At 72.7% G+C, this 20,368-nt stretch carries 17 protein-coding genes; 5 read left to right on the top strand and 12 right to left on the bottom strand.

Annotation, left to right across the window (positions count from 1 at the left end; all coding sequences use genetic code 11):
* Both VK611_01810 and VK611_01805 read right to left on the bottom strand, forming a co-directional pair.
* Positions 1-303: LLM class flavin-dependent oxidoreductase (locus VK611_01810; protein HMG40025.1), on the bottom strand; the 303-nt coding region annotated here is incomplete at its 3' end.
* Between the two features lie 101 nt (positions 304-404).
* The gene (locus VK611_01805) at positions 405-983 is read right to left on the bottom strand and encodes a DUF308 domain-containing protein (protein HMG40024.1); all 579 of its coding nucleotides are present in this window, start codon (positions 981-983) and stop codon (positions 405-407) included.
* A gap of 141 nt (positions 984-1,124) precedes the next feature.
* Between VK611_01805 and VK611_01800 the strand changes: the two genes are divergently transcribed.
* Positions 1,125-4,070 carry an ATP-dependent DNA helicase UvrD2 gene (locus tag VK611_01800; GenBank protein ID HMG40023.1) on the top strand — a complete coding sequence of 982 codons (2,946 nt, stop codon included), beginning with the start codon at positions 1,125-1,127 and terminating at the stop codon, positions 4,068-4,070.
* A gap of 30 nt (positions 4,071-4,100) precedes the next feature.
* Here VK611_01800 and VK611_01795 read toward each other — a convergent pair whose 3' ends face one another.
* The 6 genes from VK611_01795 to VK611_01770 all read right to left on the bottom strand — a co-directional run bounded on the left by VK611_01795 (position 4,101) and on the right by VK611_01770 (position 12,489).
* Positions 4,101-4,889 (bottom strand): SDR family oxidoreductase, encoded by a 789-nt coding sequence (locus VK611_01795; protein HMG40022.1) that lies wholly within the window; start codon positions 4,887-4,889, stop codon positions 4,101-4,103.
* Positions 4,890-4,935: 46 nt separating this feature from the next.
* Positions 4,936-5,436, bottom strand: a complete 501-nt coding sequence (locus VK611_01790; GenBank protein HMG40021.1) for a universal stress protein — start codon at positions 5,434-5,436, stop codon at positions 4,936-4,938.
* 42 nt (positions 5,437-5,478) lie between these two features.
* Positions 5,479-6,003, bottom strand: coding sequence for an HD domain-containing protein (locus tag VK611_01785; protein HMG40020.1), 525 nt, complete (start codon positions 6,001-6,003; stop codon positions 5,479-5,481).
* A gap of 103 nt (positions 6,004-6,106) precedes the next feature.
* Entirely contained in the window at positions 6,107-8,452 is a 2,346-nt protein-coding gene (locus VK611_01780; protein HMG40019.1) for an MMPL family transporter, read from the bottom strand.
* Positions 8,453-8,741: 289 nt separating this feature from the next.
* Positions 8,742-9,542, bottom strand: coding sequence for an aminoglycoside phosphotransferase family protein (locus tag VK611_01775; GenBank protein HMG40018.1), 801 nt, complete (start codon positions 9,540-9,542; stop codon positions 8,742-8,744).
* A gap of 52 nt (positions 9,543-9,594) precedes the next feature.
* Complete coding sequence (locus VK611_01770; GenBank protein ID HMG40017.1) at positions 9,595-12,489, bottom strand: aconitate hydratase; 2,895 nt, start codon at positions 12,487-12,489, stop codon at positions 9,595-9,597.
* Positions 12,490-12,568: 79 nt separating this feature from the next.
* Here VK611_01770 and VK611_01765 point away from each other — a divergent pair, with 79 nt between their 5' ends.
* Positions 12,569-13,267, top strand: a complete 699-nt coding sequence (locus VK611_01765; protein HMG40016.1) for an alpha/beta hydrolase — start codon at positions 12,569-12,571, stop codon at positions 13,265-13,267.
* A gap of 11 nt (positions 13,268-13,278) precedes the next feature.
* On the opposite strand, the gene VK611_01760 is transcribed toward VK611_01765, so the two are convergent.
* Positions 13,279-13,872, bottom strand: coding sequence for a CAP domain-containing protein (locus VK611_01760; GenBank protein HMG40015.1), 594 nt, complete (start codon positions 13,870-13,872; stop codon positions 13,279-13,281).
* A gap of 122 nt (positions 13,873-13,994) precedes the next feature.
* On the opposite strand from VK611_01760, the gene VK611_01755 reads away from it, so the two are divergent.
* From VK611_01755 to VK611_01745, 3 genes are all read left to right on the top strand, one after another.
* Positions 13,995-14,345, top strand: a complete 351-nt coding sequence (locus VK611_01755; GenBank protein HMG40014.1) for a hypothetical protein — start codon at positions 13,995-13,997, stop codon at positions 14,343-14,345.
* 86 nt (positions 14,346-14,431) lie between these two features.
* Positions 14,432-15,745 carry a hemolysin family protein gene (locus VK611_01750; GenBank protein HMG40013.1) on the top strand — a complete coding sequence of 438 codons (1,314 nt, stop codon included), beginning with the start codon at positions 14,432-14,434 and terminating at the stop codon, positions 15,743-15,745.
* A 194-nt stretch (positions 15,746-15,939) separates the two neighbouring features.
* Positions 15,940-17,187: a hypothetical protein gene (locus tag VK611_01745; GenBank protein ID HMG40012.1), complete on the top strand. Its 1,248-nt coding sequence runs from the start codon at positions 15,940-15,942 to the stop codon at positions 17,185-17,187.
* Here the strand turns inward: VK611_01745 and VK611_01740 are convergent.
* From VK611_01740 to VK611_01730, 3 genes are all read right to left on the bottom strand, one after another.
* Positions 17,163-18,116, bottom strand: a complete 954-nt coding sequence (locus VK611_01740; protein ID HMG40011.1) for a hypothetical protein — start codon at positions 18,114-18,116, stop codon at positions 17,163-17,165. The genes VK611_01745 and VK611_01740 overlap by 25 nt on opposite strands.
* 84 nt (positions 18,117-18,200) lie before the next feature.
* Positions 18,201-19,334, bottom strand: coding sequence for a uroporphyrinogen-III synthase (locus tag VK611_01735; protein ID HMG40010.1), 1,134 nt, complete (start codon positions 19,332-19,334; stop codon positions 18,201-18,203).
* 83 nt (positions 19,335-19,417) lie between these two features.
* Positions 19,418-20,368, bottom strand: a 951-nt coding sequence (locus tag VK611_01730; GenBank protein HMG40009.1) for a molybdopterin dinucleotide binding domain-containing protein, incomplete at its 5' end; no start/stop codon positions are given.

Here is a 20,368-nt window from a genome sequence, read left to right as displayed (position 1 = left end):
CCGACCGCCCGACATCTGGTCGACCTGCGCCACCGAGCTCGCCAGCGGGCCGGGCAGGCGGAACGTGGCGGCGGTGACCAGCGTCCCCAGCCGGATGCGCTCGGTCTCCCGGGCGAGGGCCCCCAGCGTGACCCAGGAGTCGGTCGGGCCCGGCAACCCGGACACGCCGCCCATGTGCAGGTAGTGGTCGGACCGGAAGAAGGCGTCGAAGCCGAGGGACTCGGCCTCCTGGGCGACGGCGAGCAGGTCGTCGTAGGTGGCGCCCTGCTGGGGCTCGGTGAAGATGCGCAGGCTGACGGACACGCCGGGCACGTTACGGCGCTCCCCGGCGGATCAGGCGCCTCGTTGCACAGGCGCTGCTCGCACGCGACGTTGCGTGCGAGCAGCACCGGTCCCCGCCCGAGCTAGCGGGCGTACGAGCCAAGGTTGCGGAGCTGCAGCGCCGAGGCGATCTCGACGACGCCGAAGATGATCATGCGGATGCCGAGGAGCAGCGCCAGGGCGAGCACCGTGACGTCCGGCCAGGCGATCGCCAGGGCGCCGACCACCAGAGAGGCGACGCCGCCCAACAGCAACCAGCCCCATCCTTCGGGTCGGTCGATCAGCGCCGCTGTCACACGCACCGCACCCGAGAAGATGAGGCCGATCGCCGTCACCACGGCCAGGGCCCACAGCGTGATGCCGGGCCAGGACATGGCGACGATGCCCGCGACGATCAGGAAGATGCCGGCGGCCATGCTCAACGCCCGCCGGTACCGGGTGGAGCCGAGCAGCTCCTCCAGGCCCGTGAAGATGAGGCCGAAGGCGATGAACAACGCCAGCGTCTCGACCGCGACGACCAGGTCGAACAGCAGGACCACCCCCAGCACGACCGAGGCGAGGCCGAGGATGAGGAACAACCACCACCTCGACGAGGCCTCGCGGAGCTCCTCGCTCGACGGCATGCCTGCCGTCTCGAAACCACCCGCTGCGTACTGGCTCATGGCAGGCTCCTTCCTGGCCCACCGATCGGGAGCCTACGAGCGGACCTTGACTGTTACACCCCGTACCAACCACCCCGCCGCCGCCCCAAGAGGTGAAGGGCTTCGCCTTCGCTGTCACACCCTTCTCCTAGTGTCGGTGGCGTGAGCGACGAGCGGGCGTGGAGTCCGGGACCGGTGGCCTTGGGGCGGGGTGTGGTGGTGGTGCCCGACGTTGCCGTGCCGGCGGCGGCCGACGGGTGGCCGCGCCTGAGCATCGACGCCGCGGTGCTGGCGTCGCCGGCGGAAGCGCTGGCGTGGCTCGACGCGGCGTGGCGGGCGCGGCAGCCGACGGTGGTCGAGCTGGCGGTGCCCTTCGCCGACATGAAGCGGCCCGAGACCGACGACCGCCCGCCCTACCTGCTCGACCCCGGCTTCGAGCTGGCCCGGGAGCGGCTGCACTTCCTGGTGTGGGCCAACCGCTACGACGCCCGCAACGCCGACGAGCCGCCCCGCTGGCACCACGCCACCCGGGCTGTCCGCCTGGGTGCCTCGCCAGCTGAGGGCGACGCGGCCGACGGCGACGGCGAGGTGTCGCTCCCCGACGGCACGAGGGTGTGGATCGACGGTGGCCCTCGCGCCGCGGCGCTCGACGAGGCCGCGCTCGCCGGGCTGCGGGTGGTGCACGTCAACCAGCTGTGGGCCGAGGAGCTCACCGTCGATCGCTGGACGGCGCCGGGCGACGAGCTGGCCGACGACCAGTTGGCGGCCGTCGGGCACACCGGTGGTGCCGCTCGGGTGCTGGCGCCGGCCGGCTCGGGCAAGACCCGGGTGCTGACCGCCCGGCTGCGACATCTCCTGTCCGACCGGGGGTGGGCGCCGGCCACCGTGACGGCGCTGGCCTACAACACCCGGGCCGCCGAGGAGATGCGGGCCCGCACCCGCGACCTGCCGCAGGCGCAGATCCGCACGCTGCACGCCCTGGGGTTCGAGCTGCTCGGCCGGGCCCACGGTGGGCGGCCCCGGGTGCTCGAGGAGCGGGCGGTCCGCAACATCCTGGAGGACCTGGCGCCGGTGAAGCCCCGGGCCAACGACGACGTCTACGCCCCCTACCTGGAGGCGCTCGGCGAGGTGCGGGGCGGCCTCGAGACACCCGACGACGTGGAGGCGTCCCGCGACGACGTCCCCGGCTTCGGCGGGCTGTTCGACCGCTACCGGCAGCGGCTCCACGACATGGGGGCCATCGACTTCGACGAGCAGGTCTACGGCGCCGTCGAGGTGCTGCTGCGCAACCCCGAGCTGCGGCAGTGGGCCCAGCGCCGCTGCGGCCACCTGCTGGTCGACGAGCTGCAGGACCTCACGCCCGCCCAGCTGCTGATGATCCGGCTGCTCGCCGCGCCGGCCTACGACGTCTACGGCGTGGGCGACGACGACCAGGTGATCTACGGCTACGCCGGTGCCGACCCCCGCTTCCTCGTCCACTACGACCAGTTCTTCCCCGGCGCCGCCGCCTTCCTGCTGTCGGTCAACTACCGGTGCCCGGCCGAGGTGGTGGAGGCGGCGTCCGCGCTGCTGTCGTACAACTCGCTGCGGGTGCCCAAGGAGATCCGGGCCGGTCGCCCGGCCGACGACGCCGTGCCCGGCCTGGTGGTGGCGCGGCACGACGACGCCTCGCTGGGCGGCCGGCTGGTGGAGGTGGTGCAGGCGGCGCTGTCGGGCGGCGCCGCTCCCTCCGACGTCGCCGTGCTCACCCGGGTGAACGCCGGGCTGCTGGCGCCCCAGGTGCTGCTGGGCGAGGCCGGGGTGCCGGTGCGCGCGGTGGTGGGCGAGCGGATGCTCGACCGCACCGGGACGCGCGCCGCGCTGGCCTGGCTCCGGCTGGCCGATGCCGCCGGCTCGGGCGACGGGGCGAACCTGCACGGGCCCGACCTGGCGCTGGTGGCCCGCCGGCCGTCGCGGGGCCTGCGCCCGGGGCTGCTCAAGGCGCTGGGCAACGGGCAGTGGGCGCTGTCCCGGCTGGGCGGTTTCGCCGGCGGGCTCGACGACGAGAGGTCGCGCAACGCCCTGACGGGCCTCTACGACGACCTGGTGCTGCTCGGCAAACTGGCCGGTGGGGGCGCCAGCGCCGCCGAGGTGCTCGTCGCCGTGCGTGACCGGGTCGGCCTGGCCACCGCCCTCGGCCGCCTCGACGACGCCCGCTCCGCCCCCGGCGGCGGCCACCTCGACGACCTCGACGCCCTCGTCATGGTCGCCCGCGCCTACGACGCCCGCTCGTCGGACCCCACCCCCACCGCGGCCCCTGCCCCCACCGCTGCCCCGGCCCCTGCCCCTGCCCCTGACGCCCCGCCGTCCGGCGACAGCGGCGGCGACGACGGCGCCTGGCCGTGGCCGAACGAGGAGGAGGCCGGCGAACCGGCGGACGACGGCCGCCGGTCGTGGGTGGACGAGGTCGACGTCGTCGGCGCCGGTGCCAGCACCACAGGACGAGGCGTCGCCGGGTTCGAGGGTTGGTTGCGGGGTCGGCTGCGGCGCAGCGACGACAGCGGTGTGGGAGTGACGCTGTCGACCGTGCATCGGGTGAAGGGGCTGGAGTGGCCGCACGTGGTCGTGTGGGACGCCAGCGACGGGGTGATGCCGCACCGGCTCAACCAGGTCGGGCGGCTGCTGGAGGAGGAGCGGCGGGTGTTCCACGTGGCCCTCACCCGGGCGCGGACGTCGGCGACCGTGCTGGCTCGCGCCGGGTCGCCGTCGCCGTTCCTCGCCGAGCTGACCGGCGAGGCTCCCCACAAGCCACCGCCGTCGCCGGAGGAGCTCCGAACCCGGCCCCGGGAACGGGCGACGACGACGTCGGGCAGCCGATCCGGTGGCACCACCGCCGAGCCACTCGCGCCCGAGGACGCGAAGCGCTCCGACGCCCTCCGGGAGTGGCGCCGCAACCGGGCGAAGGCCGACAACGTCCCGGCCTACGTCGTCCTCAACGACAAGCACCTCGACGGCATCGCCCGCCGCGCTCCCCGCTCCCTCGACGAACTGGTCCGCTGCGACGGCATCGGCCCCACCAAGCTCGACCGCTACGGCGACGAGATCCTCACGACGATCCAGGACCTCTAGCCAGGTCCAGGACCTCTAGGGACCTCTGGGTCAGAGGTCGGGAAAGTCGAGGTCGAGGTTGGGGCGGTCGAGGCCGCCGTCGACCGGGAGGATCTTCCCGGTGACGTAGGCGGCGGCGGGGGACGACAGGTAGACGACGGCGGCGGCGATGTCGTCGGGGTCGCCGATCCGCTTCAGGGGGGTCGACTCTTCCATCTGGGTGCGGAGGTTCTCGTCGGTGAGGACGATCTCCAGCGCCGACGTGGCGGTGGAGCCGACCTCGATGGCGTTCACCCGGATGCGGGGCGCCAGGTCGGCAGCGGCCAGGCGGGTGTAGTGCGACAGCGCCGCCTTGGCCGTGCCGTAGGCGGCGTAGCCCCGGCCGGTCGCCCGGCCCATCGTCGACGAGATGTTGACCACCGCGCCGCCGTCACCCGCCAGCATGACCGGGACCGCCGCCCGGGTCAGGGCGTGCGCGGTGGCGACGTTGAAGGTGAAGGCCTCGACCATCCGGCGCGGCGACGTGTCGAGGAAGGGGCGGGGCATGGCACCGCCCAGGTTGTTGACCACGACGTCGAGGCGCCCGAACACCGAGGTCGCCGCCTCGACCAGGCCGGCGACGGCGTCGAGGTCGCTGAGGTCGGCGACCACCACCTCGGCCCGGCGGCCGGCCGCCACCACCCGCTTGGCCACGGCGTCGAGCTGCTCCGCCGTGCGGGCCGCCACCACCACGTCGGCCCCGGCCTCGGCCAGGGCGACCGCGCTGGCCGCGCCGATGCCGCGGCCGGCGGCGGTGACCACCGCGACCTTGTCGTCGAGCCTGAACCTGTCGAGTATCACGCTGGCGATCCCCCGAGAATCTGATGGACCGTCAGATTATGGCGCCTCAGTCCTCCGGGAGGCGGATCACCACGACCGGGCAGGAGGCGTGCTGGACCACGTTGCTGGCCACCGAGCCCAGCAGCAGGCGGCGCAGGCCGGTCCGACCGTGCGAGGCGACCACCAGCAGGTCGGCCCCGACCGAGATGTCGAGGAGGGTGAGCACCGCCTCGCCGGGCAGGGCGGTGCGCACGACCTCGGGAGCCGGGACCTCGAGCTCGGCGATCGCGCCGTCGACCACCCGATCGAGCTGCTCGCGCGCCGCCTCGTCGAGCTCGGCCTCGTCGGCCGGTACGGCCCACGTGCCGCCCCACGGCAGCGCGGAGACCGGCGCCTGCCAGGCGTGGACCACCTCGAGCGTGGCCTCGCGGACGATCGCCTCCCGCAGCGCCCAACGCAAGGCCACAGCCGCGTCGGGCGAGTCGTCGACACCGACCACGATGCGACCACCCTTCACGAGCGGATCGGCGGGGACCACGGGCACGGAGTCGGCGGCAGCGTCGGACATGCCGGCCACCTTAGAGATCGCGACCGCCAGGTCAGGTCAGGGTCACCCCTTGGGGGCGGCGAAGACCTCGCGGACCAACGGCTCGAAGTGCTCCAGCGGGAACGTCTCGGCGTCCGGGTCGAACGCGATCTGGTCCCACTCGTCGGCGAACTGCGCTGCCAGGCCGTACCAGGGCTGGCCCTCGTACTGGACCCGGGCCTTCGGATCGCCACCGAAGTGGTGGTAGTAGTGCGCCCCCTGGAAGTCCTGGTGGGCCTTGATCGCCTGGTAGACGTCGTCGCGCACGTAGGCCTTCAGGATCTCGGCGGCGATCGCCGGGTGGTTGAACACCGAGATGATCTTGCCGATGTCGTGGCACAGCGACGCCACCACCATCTCCTGATCGGCGCCGGCCTTCTCGGCCAGGGTCGCCGTCTGCAGCGCGTGCACCAGCTGGTTCGTACCGAAGCCGTCGGTGATGCCCTCGAGCTGGCGCACCATGGCGAGCACCTGCTCCGCCACGCGGGGCTGGTTCTTCATGGTCTCCGCCCCGATCACCGCCCACTGCTCGGCGGTGGACTCGTCCATCCTGGTGAAGGTCGTGGCCATCGGTTCCCCCGTGGTTCTGCGGTCGTAGCACCCATTATGAGCGCTACGACCGCAAGACCCACAGGTCAGGACCTCAGGACCCTCAGGAGGTCGGCTCCAGCTGCCGGTCGTCCTCCGGGACGGCATCGGGCTCGGCGTGGCCCTCGACGTCGATGTTGGGCAGGATCCGGTCGAGCCAGCCGGGCAGCCACCAGTTGCGGTCGCCCAGCAGCTCCATGGTGGCGGGCACCAGCAGCATCCGGACGATCGTGGCGTCGAGCAGCACGGCCGTGGCGAGGCCGGTGCCCATCAGCTTGACGACCCGGTCCGGCTCCAGGAGGAAGGCGCCGAACACGAACACCATGATCAACGCCGCGGCGGTGATGACCCGGGCCGTGGCGGCCAGGCCGTCGGCCACGGAGGTGCGGCTGTCGCCGGTGCGGTGCCACTCCTCACGGATCCGGGACAGGAGGAACACCTCGTAGTCCATGGAGAGGCCGAAGACGATGGCGAACATCATCATCGGCATCCACGGCTCGATCGGGGCGGCCTCGAAGTTCATGATCCCGCCGAGCCAGCCCCACTGGAAGCCGGCGACCATCACGCCGTAGGCGGCGCCGATCGACAGCAGGTTCATGATGACCGCCTTGAGCGGCACCAACACCGAGCGGAACACCAGCATCAGCAGCAGGAACGACAGCACCAGCACCGCCGCCAGGAAGTACGGCAGCCGCTCGGCCAGGTACTTCGTGAAGTCGACGTTGACGGCGACCGTGCCCGACACCTTCACGTCGAGCCCAGTGTCGGCCGTGGCCCCCGGCAGCACGTCGTCGCGCAGGCGGTTGACGAGCTCGGTGGTGGCCTCGTCCTGGGGAGACGTGGTGGGGACCACGTTCCAGGCGATCGCGCTGTTGTCGTCGGACGGGAACGGCGGCGCCACGGAGGCGACCCCGGGGTCGGCCGCGATGGCCGCGGTGACACCCTCGAGGTCGGCTTCGGACATGCCCTCGGGGAGCTCCGACACCAGCATGAGCGGACCGTTGTAGCCGTCGCCGAAGCCGTCGGAGAGCAGGTCGTAGGCCTGGCGGGTGGTGGTGTCCTCCTGGTAGTTGCCCTCGTCGGAGGCACCGAGACGCAGCGCGAAGATCGGCAGCGCCAGCACGACCAGGAGGACGGACGACAGGAGCACGGCGGGCCACGGGTGGTGCTGGATCACACGGCTCCACCGGTAGGCGAACGAGTCGCGGATGTCCTTGCGCTCGCGCCGGTCGACCGTCCTCTTCAGCCACGGCACGAAGAAGCCGAGGATCATCGTGAGGACGGCGACGGCCAGGCCCAGGGACGACAGCGCCGGGATGTTGAGCCCGGCGCCCGCCAGCATCACCGCCACGCCGCCCGCGGCGATCAGGCCCCGTCGACGGGTGACCTCGATGTTGCTGCCGGCGAAGGCGAGCAGGGCCGGGAGGAGCGTGACGGACGCCAGCATCGTGGCCGCGACCACGGTGGAGATCGCCACGGCCATGCCGGTGACGAAGCTCAGCCGCATCACGATCATGCTGACGATCGAGATGACCACGGTGGTGCCGGCGAAGATCACGGCCCGACCCGCGGTGTCGAGCGCGATGGCGATCGACTCGCGGATGTCGTGACCCTTGTGCAGGTTCTCGCGGTAGCGGGTGACGATGAACAGGGCGTAGTCGATGCCCACGCCGAGACCGATCATCAGACCGAAGATCGAGGCGAAGCTCGGCGGGTGGAAGACGAAGCTCAGGAAGCCGGCGATGACGCTGCCGGACATGATCCCGGCGACGGCGGTGCCGATCGGCACGCCCATGGCCAGCACCGAGCCGAACGCCACGATGAGGATGAAGATGGCGAAGGCGACACCGAGCAGCTCGGTGGTCGGCTCCTCGAAGGTGGCGAGCGCCGCGCCACCCAGCTCGACCCGCAGGCCGTCGACCGAGGAATCGGCGACGAAGTCGTCGTAGGCCGTGTTGATGTCCTGGGAGGTCTTCGTGAACTCCGTCTCGTCGAGGTTGGGATCGAAGTCGACCTGGGCGAAGGCGATGTCGCCGGCGAACGGGCCCTCCGTCGCGATCTGGCGCTCACCCCCCTCGGCGTAGGGGCTGCCGACGAAGTTGACGCCGTCGACGCCGGCGACCTCGTCGAAGAAGCCCTCCATCGTGCTGCGCACGGCGGGATCTTCGACCCCGGTGTCGGACTCGAAGACGATGTTGCCGCCGAAGCCGGCACCCTGGCCGCCGTAGTGGTCTTCCAGGAGCTCGGCACCCTGTGCCGATTCGAAGCCTGGCAGTGACCAGTCGGCGCTCGTCGACGGACCTCCGAGCGCCCCGTAGAGGATGGAGCTCGCGAGGAACAGGCCTCCACCCCAGAAGATGACGACTTTCCACCGGTGGTCATGACACCAGCGACCTAGACGTTGAAACACAGGATCTCCAATGATCCAAGGGGACTGTGTCCAGCCCACTCCAGCAGGACGAAAAGCACCCTACAGGTGTTCGTCTCGGACTGAGAACGCCCTGGACAGTGTCGCTTGTCACAGTCAGTAGTGGTTCATATCCAGGGAATTTCGAGCAGATGTCGCAGGTCTCCGGGGTCTCCCGCGCGAACTGCCCAACGCCCCGGCGCGGACGACCCCGCGCCGTTCAACAAATTGTCAACCCATCCAACCACCCCGCCGCCGCCCCAAGTCGCCTCGGCGCTGGCGCGCCGAGCCTCTAACTCATGGTTCGGAGCAGGTCGAGCTGACGGCGGGCGTAGGTCGGCTCGACCGTCCAGCGATTGGCGGCCTCCCAGGCGTAGGACGCCCGCAGCGCGTCGACCCACCGGGCGTCGTCGAGGCCGCCGATCCGGCGCGGCAGGGTGACGAGGTCGAGCACCGAGGCGTCGACCCGGGCCTCGTCCCACCCCAGCAGCACCGCCTGGCCGCCGGTGATGCGGATGTTGCCGGCCCGCGGGTCGCCGTGGACCACCGTGCGCGGCAGGTGGGCGATGGCCGACCAGGCCGCACGGCAGCGCCGCACCGCGTCGGGCGGCATGGCGGCGACGGCCACGTTCTCGCCGTGCTCGAAGGTCAGCAGGTCGGCGGCCGCCCGGCTGCCGGGTCGCTGCGGCCAGCCGCCGCTCACGTGGTGCAGCCGCCGCAGCGTGGTCGCGACCAGCTCCCAGTCGTCGTCGCTCTTGGGCTGGTGGCCGTCGACCACCTCCGTCACGATGCAGCCGCCGGCGTGCAGCTGGGGCTCGTCGCCGGCCCGGCGGGTCGGCACCAGCACGGGGACGCCCACGTCGCAGCGCCGCAGCCAGTCGAGCAGCGTGACCTCCCACTCCAGCGCCAGCGTGCGGATGCGGCTCAGCCGGGCCACGTAGGGACGGCCGTCGAGCGCCACCACCGCGACGCGGTTGCGGTGCCCGTCCGACAGCCGGCGGACCACGCGCCAGTCGTCGGCCCAGGCGTCCAGCGCCTCCCAGGTCGGCTCGGGCTCGTCGTCGTGCAGTCCTGTTACGTACGTTCTTCCCACCAGCTGTCCGCTCGCTACCGCCATCTCCGGCACCCAGTATTCCGGTGCGGCACTAGGTGCGGCGAGCGCGACGGGCCAAGTGCTGGCGCAGGACGTACTGGAGGATGCCGCCGTGCTCGTAGTAGGCGGCCTCGGTGGGGGTGTCGATGCGGACCGTGACCGGCACCTCGACGGCGCCGATGCGGACCGTCAGCGCCGCGCCCAGCAGCGACGCCGGGTCGACGCCGGCGAGGCCCGTGATGGTCACGGAGTCGGTCGGGACGACGCCCAGGTCGGCGAGCGTCTGCCCGGCGGCCACCTGCAGCGGCAGCACGCCCATGCCGATGAGGTTCGACCGGTGGATGCGCTCGAAGCTCTCCGCCACCACGGCCTTCACGCCCAGCAGGGCGGTGCCCTTGGCGGCCCAGTCGCGCGACGACCCCGAGCCGTACTCCTTGCCGGCCAGCACCACCAGCGGCACGCCCTCGGCCCGGTAGCGCTCGGCGGCGTCGTAGATCGACAGCTGCTCGCCCGACGGCAGGTGGACGGTGACGCCGCCCTCGGTGCCGGGCGCGAGGTGGTTGCGGATGCGCCGGTTGGCGAACGTGCCCCGGATCATCACCTCGTGGTTGCCGCGGCGGGCGCCGTAGGAGTTGAAGTCCGACGGGGCGACGCCGTGCACGACCAGCCAGCGTCCCGCCGGGCTGTCGGGGTGGATGGCGCCCGCGGGGGAGATGTGGTCGGTGGTGACGCTGTCGCCCAGCACGGCCAGCACCCGGGCGTCGACGACGTCCTGCAGCGGGACGGGCTCGTCGGGGAGGCCGTCGAAGTAGGGCGGCCGGCGCACGTAGGTAGAGGTGTCGTCCCAGGCGTAGACCCCGCCCTCGGGGATCGACAGGGAGCGCCAGGTGTCGTCGCCGTCGAACACCTCGCCGTAGGCCCGCGTGAACATCTCCGACGCCAGCGCGGACTCCACCACCGCGCTGACCTCGGCGGGCGCGGGCCAGATGTCGGCCAGGAAGACGGGGATGCCCTGGTCGTCGTAGCCGAGGGGCTCGGTGACCAGGTCGAGGTCCATCGTGCCCGCCAGGGCGTAGGCCACCACCAGCGGCGGGGAGGCCAGGTAGTTCATGCGGACGTCGGGGTTGATGCGACCCTCGAAGTTCCGGTTGCCCGACAGCACCGACACCAGCGCCAGCCCGTGCTGGTCGGCCGCCTCGGCGATCGGTGGGGGCAGCGGGCCCGAGTTGCCGATGCAGGTGGTGCAGCCGAAGCCGACGAGGTCGAAGCCGAGCTTGTCGAGGGCGGGGACGAGGCCGGCCCGGTCGAGGTAGTCGACGACGACCTTCGACCCGGGCGCCAGCGACGTCTTGACCCACGGCTGCGTGCGCAGGCCCCGCTCGACGGCGTTGCGGGCCAGCAGGCCCGCGGCCACCATCACCTGCGGGTTCGACGTGTTGGTGCAGCTGGTGATGGCGGCGATGGCGACGTGGCCGTGGTCGAGCTCGACGATGTTGCCGCCCATCTCCGCCGGCAGCTCCACCGCCACCCGCTGGTGGGGGCGGCCGGAGACGTCGTCGGCCACGTCGGGGGCGGCGGGGTCCGGGGTGTGCGGGACGTCGGCGCTGTGGGAGTGGCCGTGGCGGGTGGCGTCGGTGGCCGCCGCGGGCGGGTCGCTGGCGGGGAACGACTCGGCGTCGGCGGCGTCGTAGGTGCGGCCCCCCACGGTGACCGGGACCGCGGTCGCGACCGCGGCGCCCTGCTCGGGCAGCGAGTCGACCAGCGACACCGCGAAGCGGGCCTTGGCCTCGCGCAGCGGCACCTTGTCCTGCGGACGGGCGGGGCCGGCGATGCACGGCTCGACCGTGGACAGGTCGAGCCCGAGAGTCTCGGTGAAGGTGGGGTCGACGCCGGGGTCGTGCCAGAGGCCCTGCTCCTTGGCGTACGCCTCGACCAGCGCCACCTGCTCCTCGGGGCGGCCGGTGAAGCGCAGGTAGCGGAGGGTCTCGGCGTCGACCGGGAAGATCGTGATGGTGGAGCCGTACTCCGGCGACATGTTGCCGATCGTCGCCCGGTTCTCCAGCGGCACGTTGGCCACACCGGGGCCGTAGAACTCCACGAAGCGCCCGACGACGCCGTGGGCCCGCAGCATGTTCGTGACGGTGAGCACCAGGTCGGTGGCGGTGGCGCCCTCGGGGATCTCGCCCTCCAGGCGGAACCCCACGACGTCGGGGATCAGCATCGAGATGGGCTGGCCCAGCAGCGCCGCCTCCGCCTCGATGCCGCCGACGCCCCAGCCCACCACGCCGAGGCCGTTGACCATCGGGGTGTGTGAGTCGGTGCCGACGAGCGTGTCGGGGAAGGCGAGACCGTCCCTGGTGGCGACGACGGTGGCGAGGTGCTCCAGGTTCACCTGGTGGCAGATGCCGGTGGCGGGCGGCACCACCCGGAGGCTGCCGAACGCCTGCTGGCCCCAGCGCAGGAACTGGTAGCGCTCGACGTTGCGCTCGTACTCCAGCTCGACGTTGCGGGACAGCGCCTCGGGTCGCCCGAACACGTCGACCTGGACCGAGTGGTCGATGACGAGGTCGGCGGGGATCAGCGGGTCGAGCTGCTGCGGGTCGCCGCCGCTCTCGGCCACGGCGTGGCGCAGCGCCGCCAGGTCCACCACGGCCGGGACGCCGGTGAAGTCCTGCATCAGCACCCGGGCGGGGAAGAAGGCGATCTCCCGGTCGTCGTCGGGGGTGCCGCCGGTGCTGTTGGTGCCGGAGCCGCCGGACCAGGCCGCCAGCGCGGCGACGTCGTCGGTGGTGACGGCCACCCCGTCGACGTGCCGGGCCAGGTTCTCGAGCAGCACCTTCAGCGAGAACGGCAGCCGCTCCACCCCCGTGCCCAGCGCCGAAAGCCGGTGGATGTCGTACTGCCGGTCGCCCACGTCGAGCCGGCCGAGCGTCCCGAGATCAGACATTGCCTGACCGTACCCCCGGCCACGCTCACCTCAGCCTTACCGCCTCCCTGGTGGCACCAGGTGCCAATACGCTCGGGGCATGGACATCGTCTTGATCCCCGGGTTCTGGCTGGACGGCGCGTCGTGGGACGACGTGGCGGGGCCGTTGCGCGACGCCGGCCACGAGGTCACGGCGTTGACGCTGCCGGGGAAGGAGTCCCGGGAGGCCGACCGGTCGGGCATCGGGCTCCGGGACCACGTCGACGCGGTGGTCGAGGTCGTCGATGCGCTACCCGGTCCGGTCGTGCTCGTGGGCCACAGCGGGGGCGGTGCCATCGCCCACGCCGTGGTGGACGCCCGGCCCGACCGCATCGCCCGGGTGGTCTACGTGGACAGCGGCCCGCTCGGGCCCGGGGGCGTCATCAACGACGAGCTGCCCGCGGCGAACGGTGAGGTCCCGCTGCCGGACTGGTCGCTGTTCGAGGAGGAGGACCTCGTCGACCTCGACGAGAGCCTGCGCGCCCGGTTGCTCGACATCGCCGTCCCCGAGCCGGCGGGCGTCACGAGCGACAAGCAGGAGCTGAGCGACGAGCGCCGCTACGGGGTGCCGGTCACCGTCATCTGCTGCGAGTTCCCGGCCGCGCAGCTGCGCGGCTGGATGGAAGACGGTCATCCCTTCGCTGCCGAGCTCGCGAAGATCGAGGACGTCGAGATCGTCGACCTCCCCACCGGCCATTGGCCCCAGCTCACCCGCCCCGCCGACCTCGTGACGACGATCCTCGCCGCCGTCGACCGGTAACCGGGCCGGGGTCAGCCGGCGAAGACCTGGACGGCCCAGGTGGTGCCGGAGTCGTCCTCGGTGAAGGCGACGCCGAGGGAGGTGAAGGCGGGGTTGAGGATGTTGGCGCGGTGGCCGTCGCTGTTCCACCAGAGGTCGTCGATCTGCTCGGCGACCGAGCTGAAGGCGACGTTCTCGCCCCAGGTGTTGAACCCGTCGGGGATCTGGTCGTTGAGGTTCGGGTTGTGGTGGAGGTCCTGGGAGCGGACCAGCTCCTGGGCCCACGCCTCGGCGAGGGCGACGAGCTCCGGGTCCATCTCCAGGCCGCCGCTGCCGTCCTCCGACCGCTTCTCGTTCACGAACGCCAGCGACCGGTCCTCCAGCGTGGGTGGAGGAGGGGGCGGCGGGGGCGGGGCCTCCGTGGTCGTGGTGGGAGCAGTCGTGGTGGTGGGAGCGGTCGTCGTGGTGGTCGACGTGGTGCTGGTCGTCGTCGAGGTGGTGGTCGTGGACGACGACGTGGTGGTGGAAGCGGAGAGCCCGACGACGCCCGGGTCGGCCGGCGGATCGACGACGTTCAGCTCGTTGCCGGCGCACGCCGCGAGAGCCACGAGCGCGGCCGCCAACACGAGCCGACTCCCCCGCGGTGCCCAGTCCCGTCTGCCCAACACTCCCCCAGTGCTTGCCCGGCGCCAGAGTAACCCCCCGCCCGCTGGCCGTCAGCAGCCGACCCGGCGTAGGTTTTGCCGCCGTGGAGAACGTGCTGACCGCCCCCCTGCCGGCCGACGTCGCCGACACCCAGCGACGCGAGCAAGCAGCCCAGCGGGCCTTCTCCACGTCGATGCTGGTTTCGGCCACCCGCTGCCTGCTCACCTACGTGGTGCTGCCGTTCGTGGCGCCGGCGTTCGGCCACGCCGCCGACGTGGGCCCCGGCTTCGGCCTCGCCATCGGCCTCGTGGCCATCGGCTCGAACGTCCTCACCATCCGCCGCTTCCACGCCGCGCGGCACAAGTGGCGCTGGGCCTACACGGCGATCGCCCTCACGGTCATCACCCTGCTGCTGGTGCTGATGGTCGAGGACATCGTCGACCTCCTCGGCTAGCGGCCGGCGGACAACCGCTACGCCTCCCGTCCTGTGGCCGGGAGTACGCTGCCTCTGACAATGAGGGACACGAGCGAGCGTGAGCCATGATCTGGCCCCAGATCGTCCTGATCGGGGTGCTGGTGCTGCTGAACGCGGTGCTCGCCGGGTCCGAGGTCGCCCTGGTGACCCTGCGCGAGGGGCAGCTGCGCCGCCTGGAGCAGCGCTCGTCGACCGGAGCGGTGCTCGCCCGCCTCGCCCGTGAGCCGAACCGGTTCCTCGCCACCATCCAGGTGGGCATCACCATCGCCGGGTTCCTGGCGTCGGCGTCGGCCGCGGTGTCGCTGGCCGAGCCGCTGGAGGAGCCGCTCGGCTTCCTGGGCGGGTTCGCCCGCCCGGCGTCGATCGTCGCCGTCTCGCTGATCCTCTCCTACGTCACCCTCGTGTTCGGCGAGCTGGCGCCCAAGCGCATCGCCATGCAGCGCTCCGAGCGCTGGGGCCTGGTGGCCGCCCGCCCGCTGGCGCTGATGTCCCGGGTCACGCGACCCGTCGTGTGGCTGCTGTCGCACTCGACCGACCTGGTGGTGCGCCTCTTCGGCGGCGACCCGACCCGCGGCCGGGAAGAGGTCACCGAGGAGGAGCTGCGCGACATGGTCGCCGCGCAGCGCAGCTTCACCCCGCAGCAACGCAGCATCATCGACGGCGCCTTCGAGATCTCCGAGCGGTCGCTCCAGGAGGTGCTCCGGCCCCGACCCGACGTGTTCACGATCGACGCCGCCGACCGCTGCAGCGTCGCCCGGGACGCGCTGGCGGCGTCGGGCCACTCGCGGGCACCGGTCGTCACCACCGGGTCGCTCGACGACGTGATCGGCATCGTCCACCTGCGCGACCTGCTGTCCGACGACGCCAGTTGCACCGCGGGCGCCCAGGCCGCGCCGGTGCGGATCTTCCCCGAGACGCTCGGCGTGCTCGACGCCCTGCGGCAGATGCAGCTGGGGCGGGTGCAGATGGCGGTGATCGTCAACGAGCACGGCGGCGCCGAGGGCATCGTCACCGTGGAGGACCTGATCGAGGAGCTCGTCGGCGAGATCTACGACGAGACCGACCGCGACGTGCTGCTGGTGCGCCGCGAGCCCGACGGCACCATGGTCCTGCCCGGCCGCTTCCCCGCCCACGACCTGCCCGACCTCGGCATCGAGGTGCCCGACGGCCAGTACGCCACCGTCGCCGGCTTCCTGCTGTGGAAGCTCCAGCGCATCCCGGAGCAGCCCGGCGACGTGGTGGAGGTCGGACCCTGGCGGATGACGATCACCGGCGTCGACGACCGGGCGATCACCGAGGTGACGGTGACGCGGGCGAAGAGCAAGCCGGCGTCGAACAGCCCCAGCGACAGCGCCGACCGCGAGACGACCTCCCCCTAGCGCGCCCCGCGCATCACCCGCTCGACCGCGTGCCGGGAGGCGGGGAGCGCCGCCGGCACGCGGCCAACCGAGACGTCGCAGCAACGTTCCTCAGAGGCGCCGTGGCCCCATGGTTCGGGGATGCCCAATCGCCATGCTCTGTCGGACGATGTACCCGCCAAGGTTCAAATAGGGTTGGGCGCGAGGAGGCGGTCATGGACCACGACCTCAGCAGGCGTCGTCACAAGATCGAGCGGCAACGGGCCAGGTTCGACCCCGCCGCGGCTGGGATCGTCGTGCCCGACGGGGATCCCGTCCAGGAGTCGTGGGTGCGGTGCGCGCCCCGGCTGGCGGCCGCCCAGGACGCGGCACCGCTGGACGAACCGGACACGGCCGCCGACCGCTGGGACGCCTCGCCCATCCGGCGGGCCTGGCCGGAGCTCGGCGACGAGCTCGAGCGCATCGCCCGCGACGGCGACCTCGTCGCCGCGGTCACCGACGAGACCGGCCGCATCCTCTGGACCTGGGGTGGCCGCTGGATGCGCGACCGGGCCGAGACCGTCAACTTCACGGTCGGGGGACGCTGGGACGAGCCGTCGGCCGGCACCAACGCCGTCGCCCTCGCGCTGATCAACAACCGCCCGTCCACGGTGTTCTCCGCCGAGCACTGGTGCTCCGCCGTGCGCGACTGGGTCTGCTACTCGGCGCCGGTGCGCGACGCCCACGGCAGGCCCCTCGGCGTGGTCGACCTCAGCACCACCTGGGACCGCGACAACCCGCTCGGCCTGGCCACGGTGACCGCGCTGGCCCGCGTCGTCGAGCAGCAGGCCAACTTCGTACCCGGTGCCCGCCACGTCGGCGCTCCCGGCCTGGAGCTGCGGGTGCTTGGGCGCGGCACCGCCAGCCTGGCCGGCACCCCGGTGCTGCTGACCCGCCGGCAGCTGGAGATCGTCACCGTGCTCGCCTGCGTCGACACCGCCAGCCTCGGCGAACTGCACGCCCTGCTGCACGGCGACCGCCCCCTGTCGCCGACCACCACCAAGGTGGAGGTCTCCCAGGTGCGGCGGGTGCTCGGCGACGTCGTCGGCTCCCGCCCCTACCGGCTCACCGTGCCCACCGACGTCGACCTCCTGCACCTGCTCGACCACCTCGACACCGCCGACCTCGCCCGCGCCACGGCCCTGTACCGCGGCCAGCTGCTGCCCGACAGCGACGCCCCGTTCGTCGTCGAGCGGCGCCACCACTGCGACGTGGCCCTGCGCACCGCCCTGCTGCGCCGGGGCACGACCCAGGAGCTCCTGGTGTTCGCCGACGTCCACCCCTACGACGCCGAGGTCATCGAGCGGGCGATCACGGTCGCCGGGCCGGACCACCCGCTGCTGCCCACCGCGACCGCCCGCCTGGCGGTAGCCCAGTGGGACGGCGCCTACCCCCGCGACTATCCCCGAGGCTCGTCGTCGTAGGTGTCGTCGGGCTCGACGGGTGGGGCGTGGCCGGCTTCGGGGTCGCGGAACTCGTCCTCGTAATCGGCGTCGTGCCACACACCCGTCTCGGGCGTGCTGTCCACCCACGCACCGAAATCGGGGTCCGGGTCGGTCCAGACGCCGGTCTCCGGGGTGGCGTCGACCCACGCACCGACGTGGTTCTCGTCCCGCCCCCGGGTGACGGGCTCGGGAGCGAGCTCGTCGTCGTCCTCGTCGGTCCGCAGCGGGTGGGCGGTGGCGAACGAGTAGGCCGCGGCGGCGAACACCGACATCCCCAGCAGCGGACCGAAGCCACCCGCACCGCAGGGGTTGTCGCCCAGCGCCTGCGCCACCTGGACGGGCAGCAGCAGCGCACCCAGCGCCAGCATCCCCAGCTGCATGCGGTCGATCAGGCCGATCTGCGAGACGACCAGCAGCGCCACCGCCAGGCCGGCGGGGGCGTACACCTCGCGGGCGTCGATCAGCGGCTCGCCGCCCGGGACCGCGGCGAACAGCGCGATCTCGACCGCGGCCGTGGCGATCACGAGGTGCTTGCCCATCTCGCGCAGGCTCGCCGCGCCGATCAGCCGCACGAACGACGAGACCAGGAAGATGCTGCCGAACACCACGACGACGACGACGCCGACGTCGCCGATCGCCACCTGGCAGCCGGCGCCGTCCCAGGCGTTCGCGGCGCTGGCGATCAACCCACCGCCACCGGCGATCACCTCGACCGTGGCCGGGCCGTAGTGGTGGGCCACCACGAACAGCAGCGCCAGCGGCACCATCGCCAGCGCCGGCAGCGAACCGCCGACGAGCTGGGTGGTGGCGAACCCCACCGGGATCCACAGCAGCACGTCCCACCAGGCGCGGGGCGGGTCGTCGTTACGTAGGGGGTCGAGATCGGACCGGAGCCGGTCGAAGCTCATCTGGGGCACCCGTTCGCAAGTGGCGGTGCAGCCGAACGACCCCGGTGTCGCCCGCCTGGTTGTCGCCCAATCGTACGCGGCGGGTCAGGCGGAAGTTGCCGCGTACGGATCGAGAACGGCCAGCCGATAGCCCCGGCGAGGGACCGTGGCGACGGCGATGCCGACCGGCCCGAGGCGGCGTCGCAGCCGGGCCACCGTGACCTCGACGAGGTGCGGATCGGCGGTGCCCGAATGCCACACCCGGCCCAGCAGCTCGCCCTTCGACACCACGGCGCCGGGACGCTCGGCCAGCGCCCGCAGCAGCTGCACCTCACGGGTCGCCAGCTCGGCCCGGCCCAGCGGCGTCTCCACCGTGGTCCCCCGCACCTCGACCCCCATGCCGTCGACCTGCATCACGTCGATGCGGGCCTCCAGGTTCTCACCCAGCGAGCGGATCATCGGCCCGACACGGGACCGCGGCGGCGTGACCGTGCGACCGATGCCGTTGCGCCGGGCCGTCGCCGCGCACACCGGTCCGACGCACACGGCCGCCACCGGACCGGCGAACGCCGCCCGCAGCGGGCCGTCGAGGCCTTCGGCAGCGGCGATCGCCAGCAGGTTGCGGACCGCGGGGCCGCTGGTGAACGTCACCGCGTGGACCCGCTCCTCGATGGCGGCCTCGGTCAGCCGCAGCGCCGGCCGCACGTCGGTGGGGAGCTGCCAGCGGTACACGGGGATCTCCACGACCTCGGCGCCGGCCGCCCGTAGGTCGTCGGCCACGTCGGACACCTCGCCGCCGTCACGCTGGAACGCCACCCGCGCCCCCGAGACGCCGTCGACCAGCAGCAGGTTGCGCAGCTCGTCGAGCGTCTCGGTGGGGGCACGCCAGGCCACCTCGAGCCCGGCGGCGTGGATCGCGCCGGCCGCCTTGGGGCCGCGGGCGACGATGCGGGCGTGGCGCAGCGCGTCGACCAGGGCGTCGCCGCGACCGTGGCTCTCGGCCTCCGACAGCCACGCCCGCACCCCGATGGCGGTGTTGGCGACGAGGACGTCGGGCGGCGTCGCCACCAGCTCCTCGGTGACGGCCAGCAGCGCCGGGTCCGACACCAGCGGCAGCGTGCGGATGGCCGGCCCGTGCACCACGGTGATGCCGCGACGGCTGAGGAGCTCGGCCTGCTCCTCCCAGCGTCGATCGGCCGTGACGCCGACCGCGAACCCGTCGAGCCGTGCGGACGCCACGCGCGCATGGTCGCGCGGCGCGGTTTCCGGCCTGTTTCGGGCGGCTTTCCCGCGCATCACCGTCGACTTGGACGTTCGTACCCTCAATGCCGGGCCGAGGGCGACTTCTCGAGGCGGACCGCGCACTGCTTGTAGTTCGGCTCCCGGGAGATGGGGTCGAACTCGTTGAGGGTCAGGCGGTTGGCGCAGGCCTCGTCGTAGTGGAACGGCACGAACACCTCGCCCTCGCGCACCACCGACGTCACCCGCACCACGATCCGCTCGACCGCCCCCCGCTCCGACACCAGCCGCACGACGTCGCCGGAACCGACGCCGAGGGTGCGGGCGTCGGCGGGGTTCACCTCGACCCACGCCTCGGGGGCCAGGCGCTCCAGGACCTCCACCCGGCCGGTCTTGGTGCGGGTGTGCCAGTGCTCGACCGTGCGGCCGGTGTTCAGCAGCAGCGGGAAGCGCCGGCGGGGCCGGTCGGTGATCGGGACGGGATCGACGCAGTGGAGGCGGGCCCTGCCGTCCGGGGTCGGGAAGCGACCGTCGGTGTAGAGGCGCTCGCCGCCCCACTGGAGGCCGCCCGCCGCCTCGATCGCGTCCCACGTCATGCCGCCGTAGTCGCACAGGCGGCCGGCGGACACCCGGGCCCACTCGCCGAAGGCGTCCTCGGGGGCCGTCCAGCCCGGGAACAGCTCGTCGCGCACGCCGAGGCGGTCGGCGAGGGCGAGGAACACGTCGAAGTCGCTGCGGGCCTCGCCCGGCGGGTCGACCACCTTGCGGACCCGGGACACCCGCCGCTCCGAGTTCGTGAAGGTGCCGTCCTTCTCACCCCAGATCGCCGCCGGCAGCACCACGTCGGCCAGGTCGGTGGTGGGCGTCGAGAACCCGTCCTGCACCACCAGCAGGTCGAGGCGGCGGAAGGCGTCCTCCAGCAGCTCCCGGTTCGGGAACGACACCACGGGGTTGGTGGCGACGATCCACAGGCCCTTGATGCGCCCGTCGATCACGCCGTTGACGATGTCGGGGTAGGCCCGGCCCCGCTCCCG

The sequence above is a fragment of the Acidimicrobiales bacterium genome (assembly GCA_035316325.1).
GTDB lineage: Bacteria > Actinomycetota > Acidimicrobiia > Acidimicrobiales > VFJN01 > DASXTK01.
This window is presented reverse-complemented; position numbering and strand designations above follow the sequence as displayed.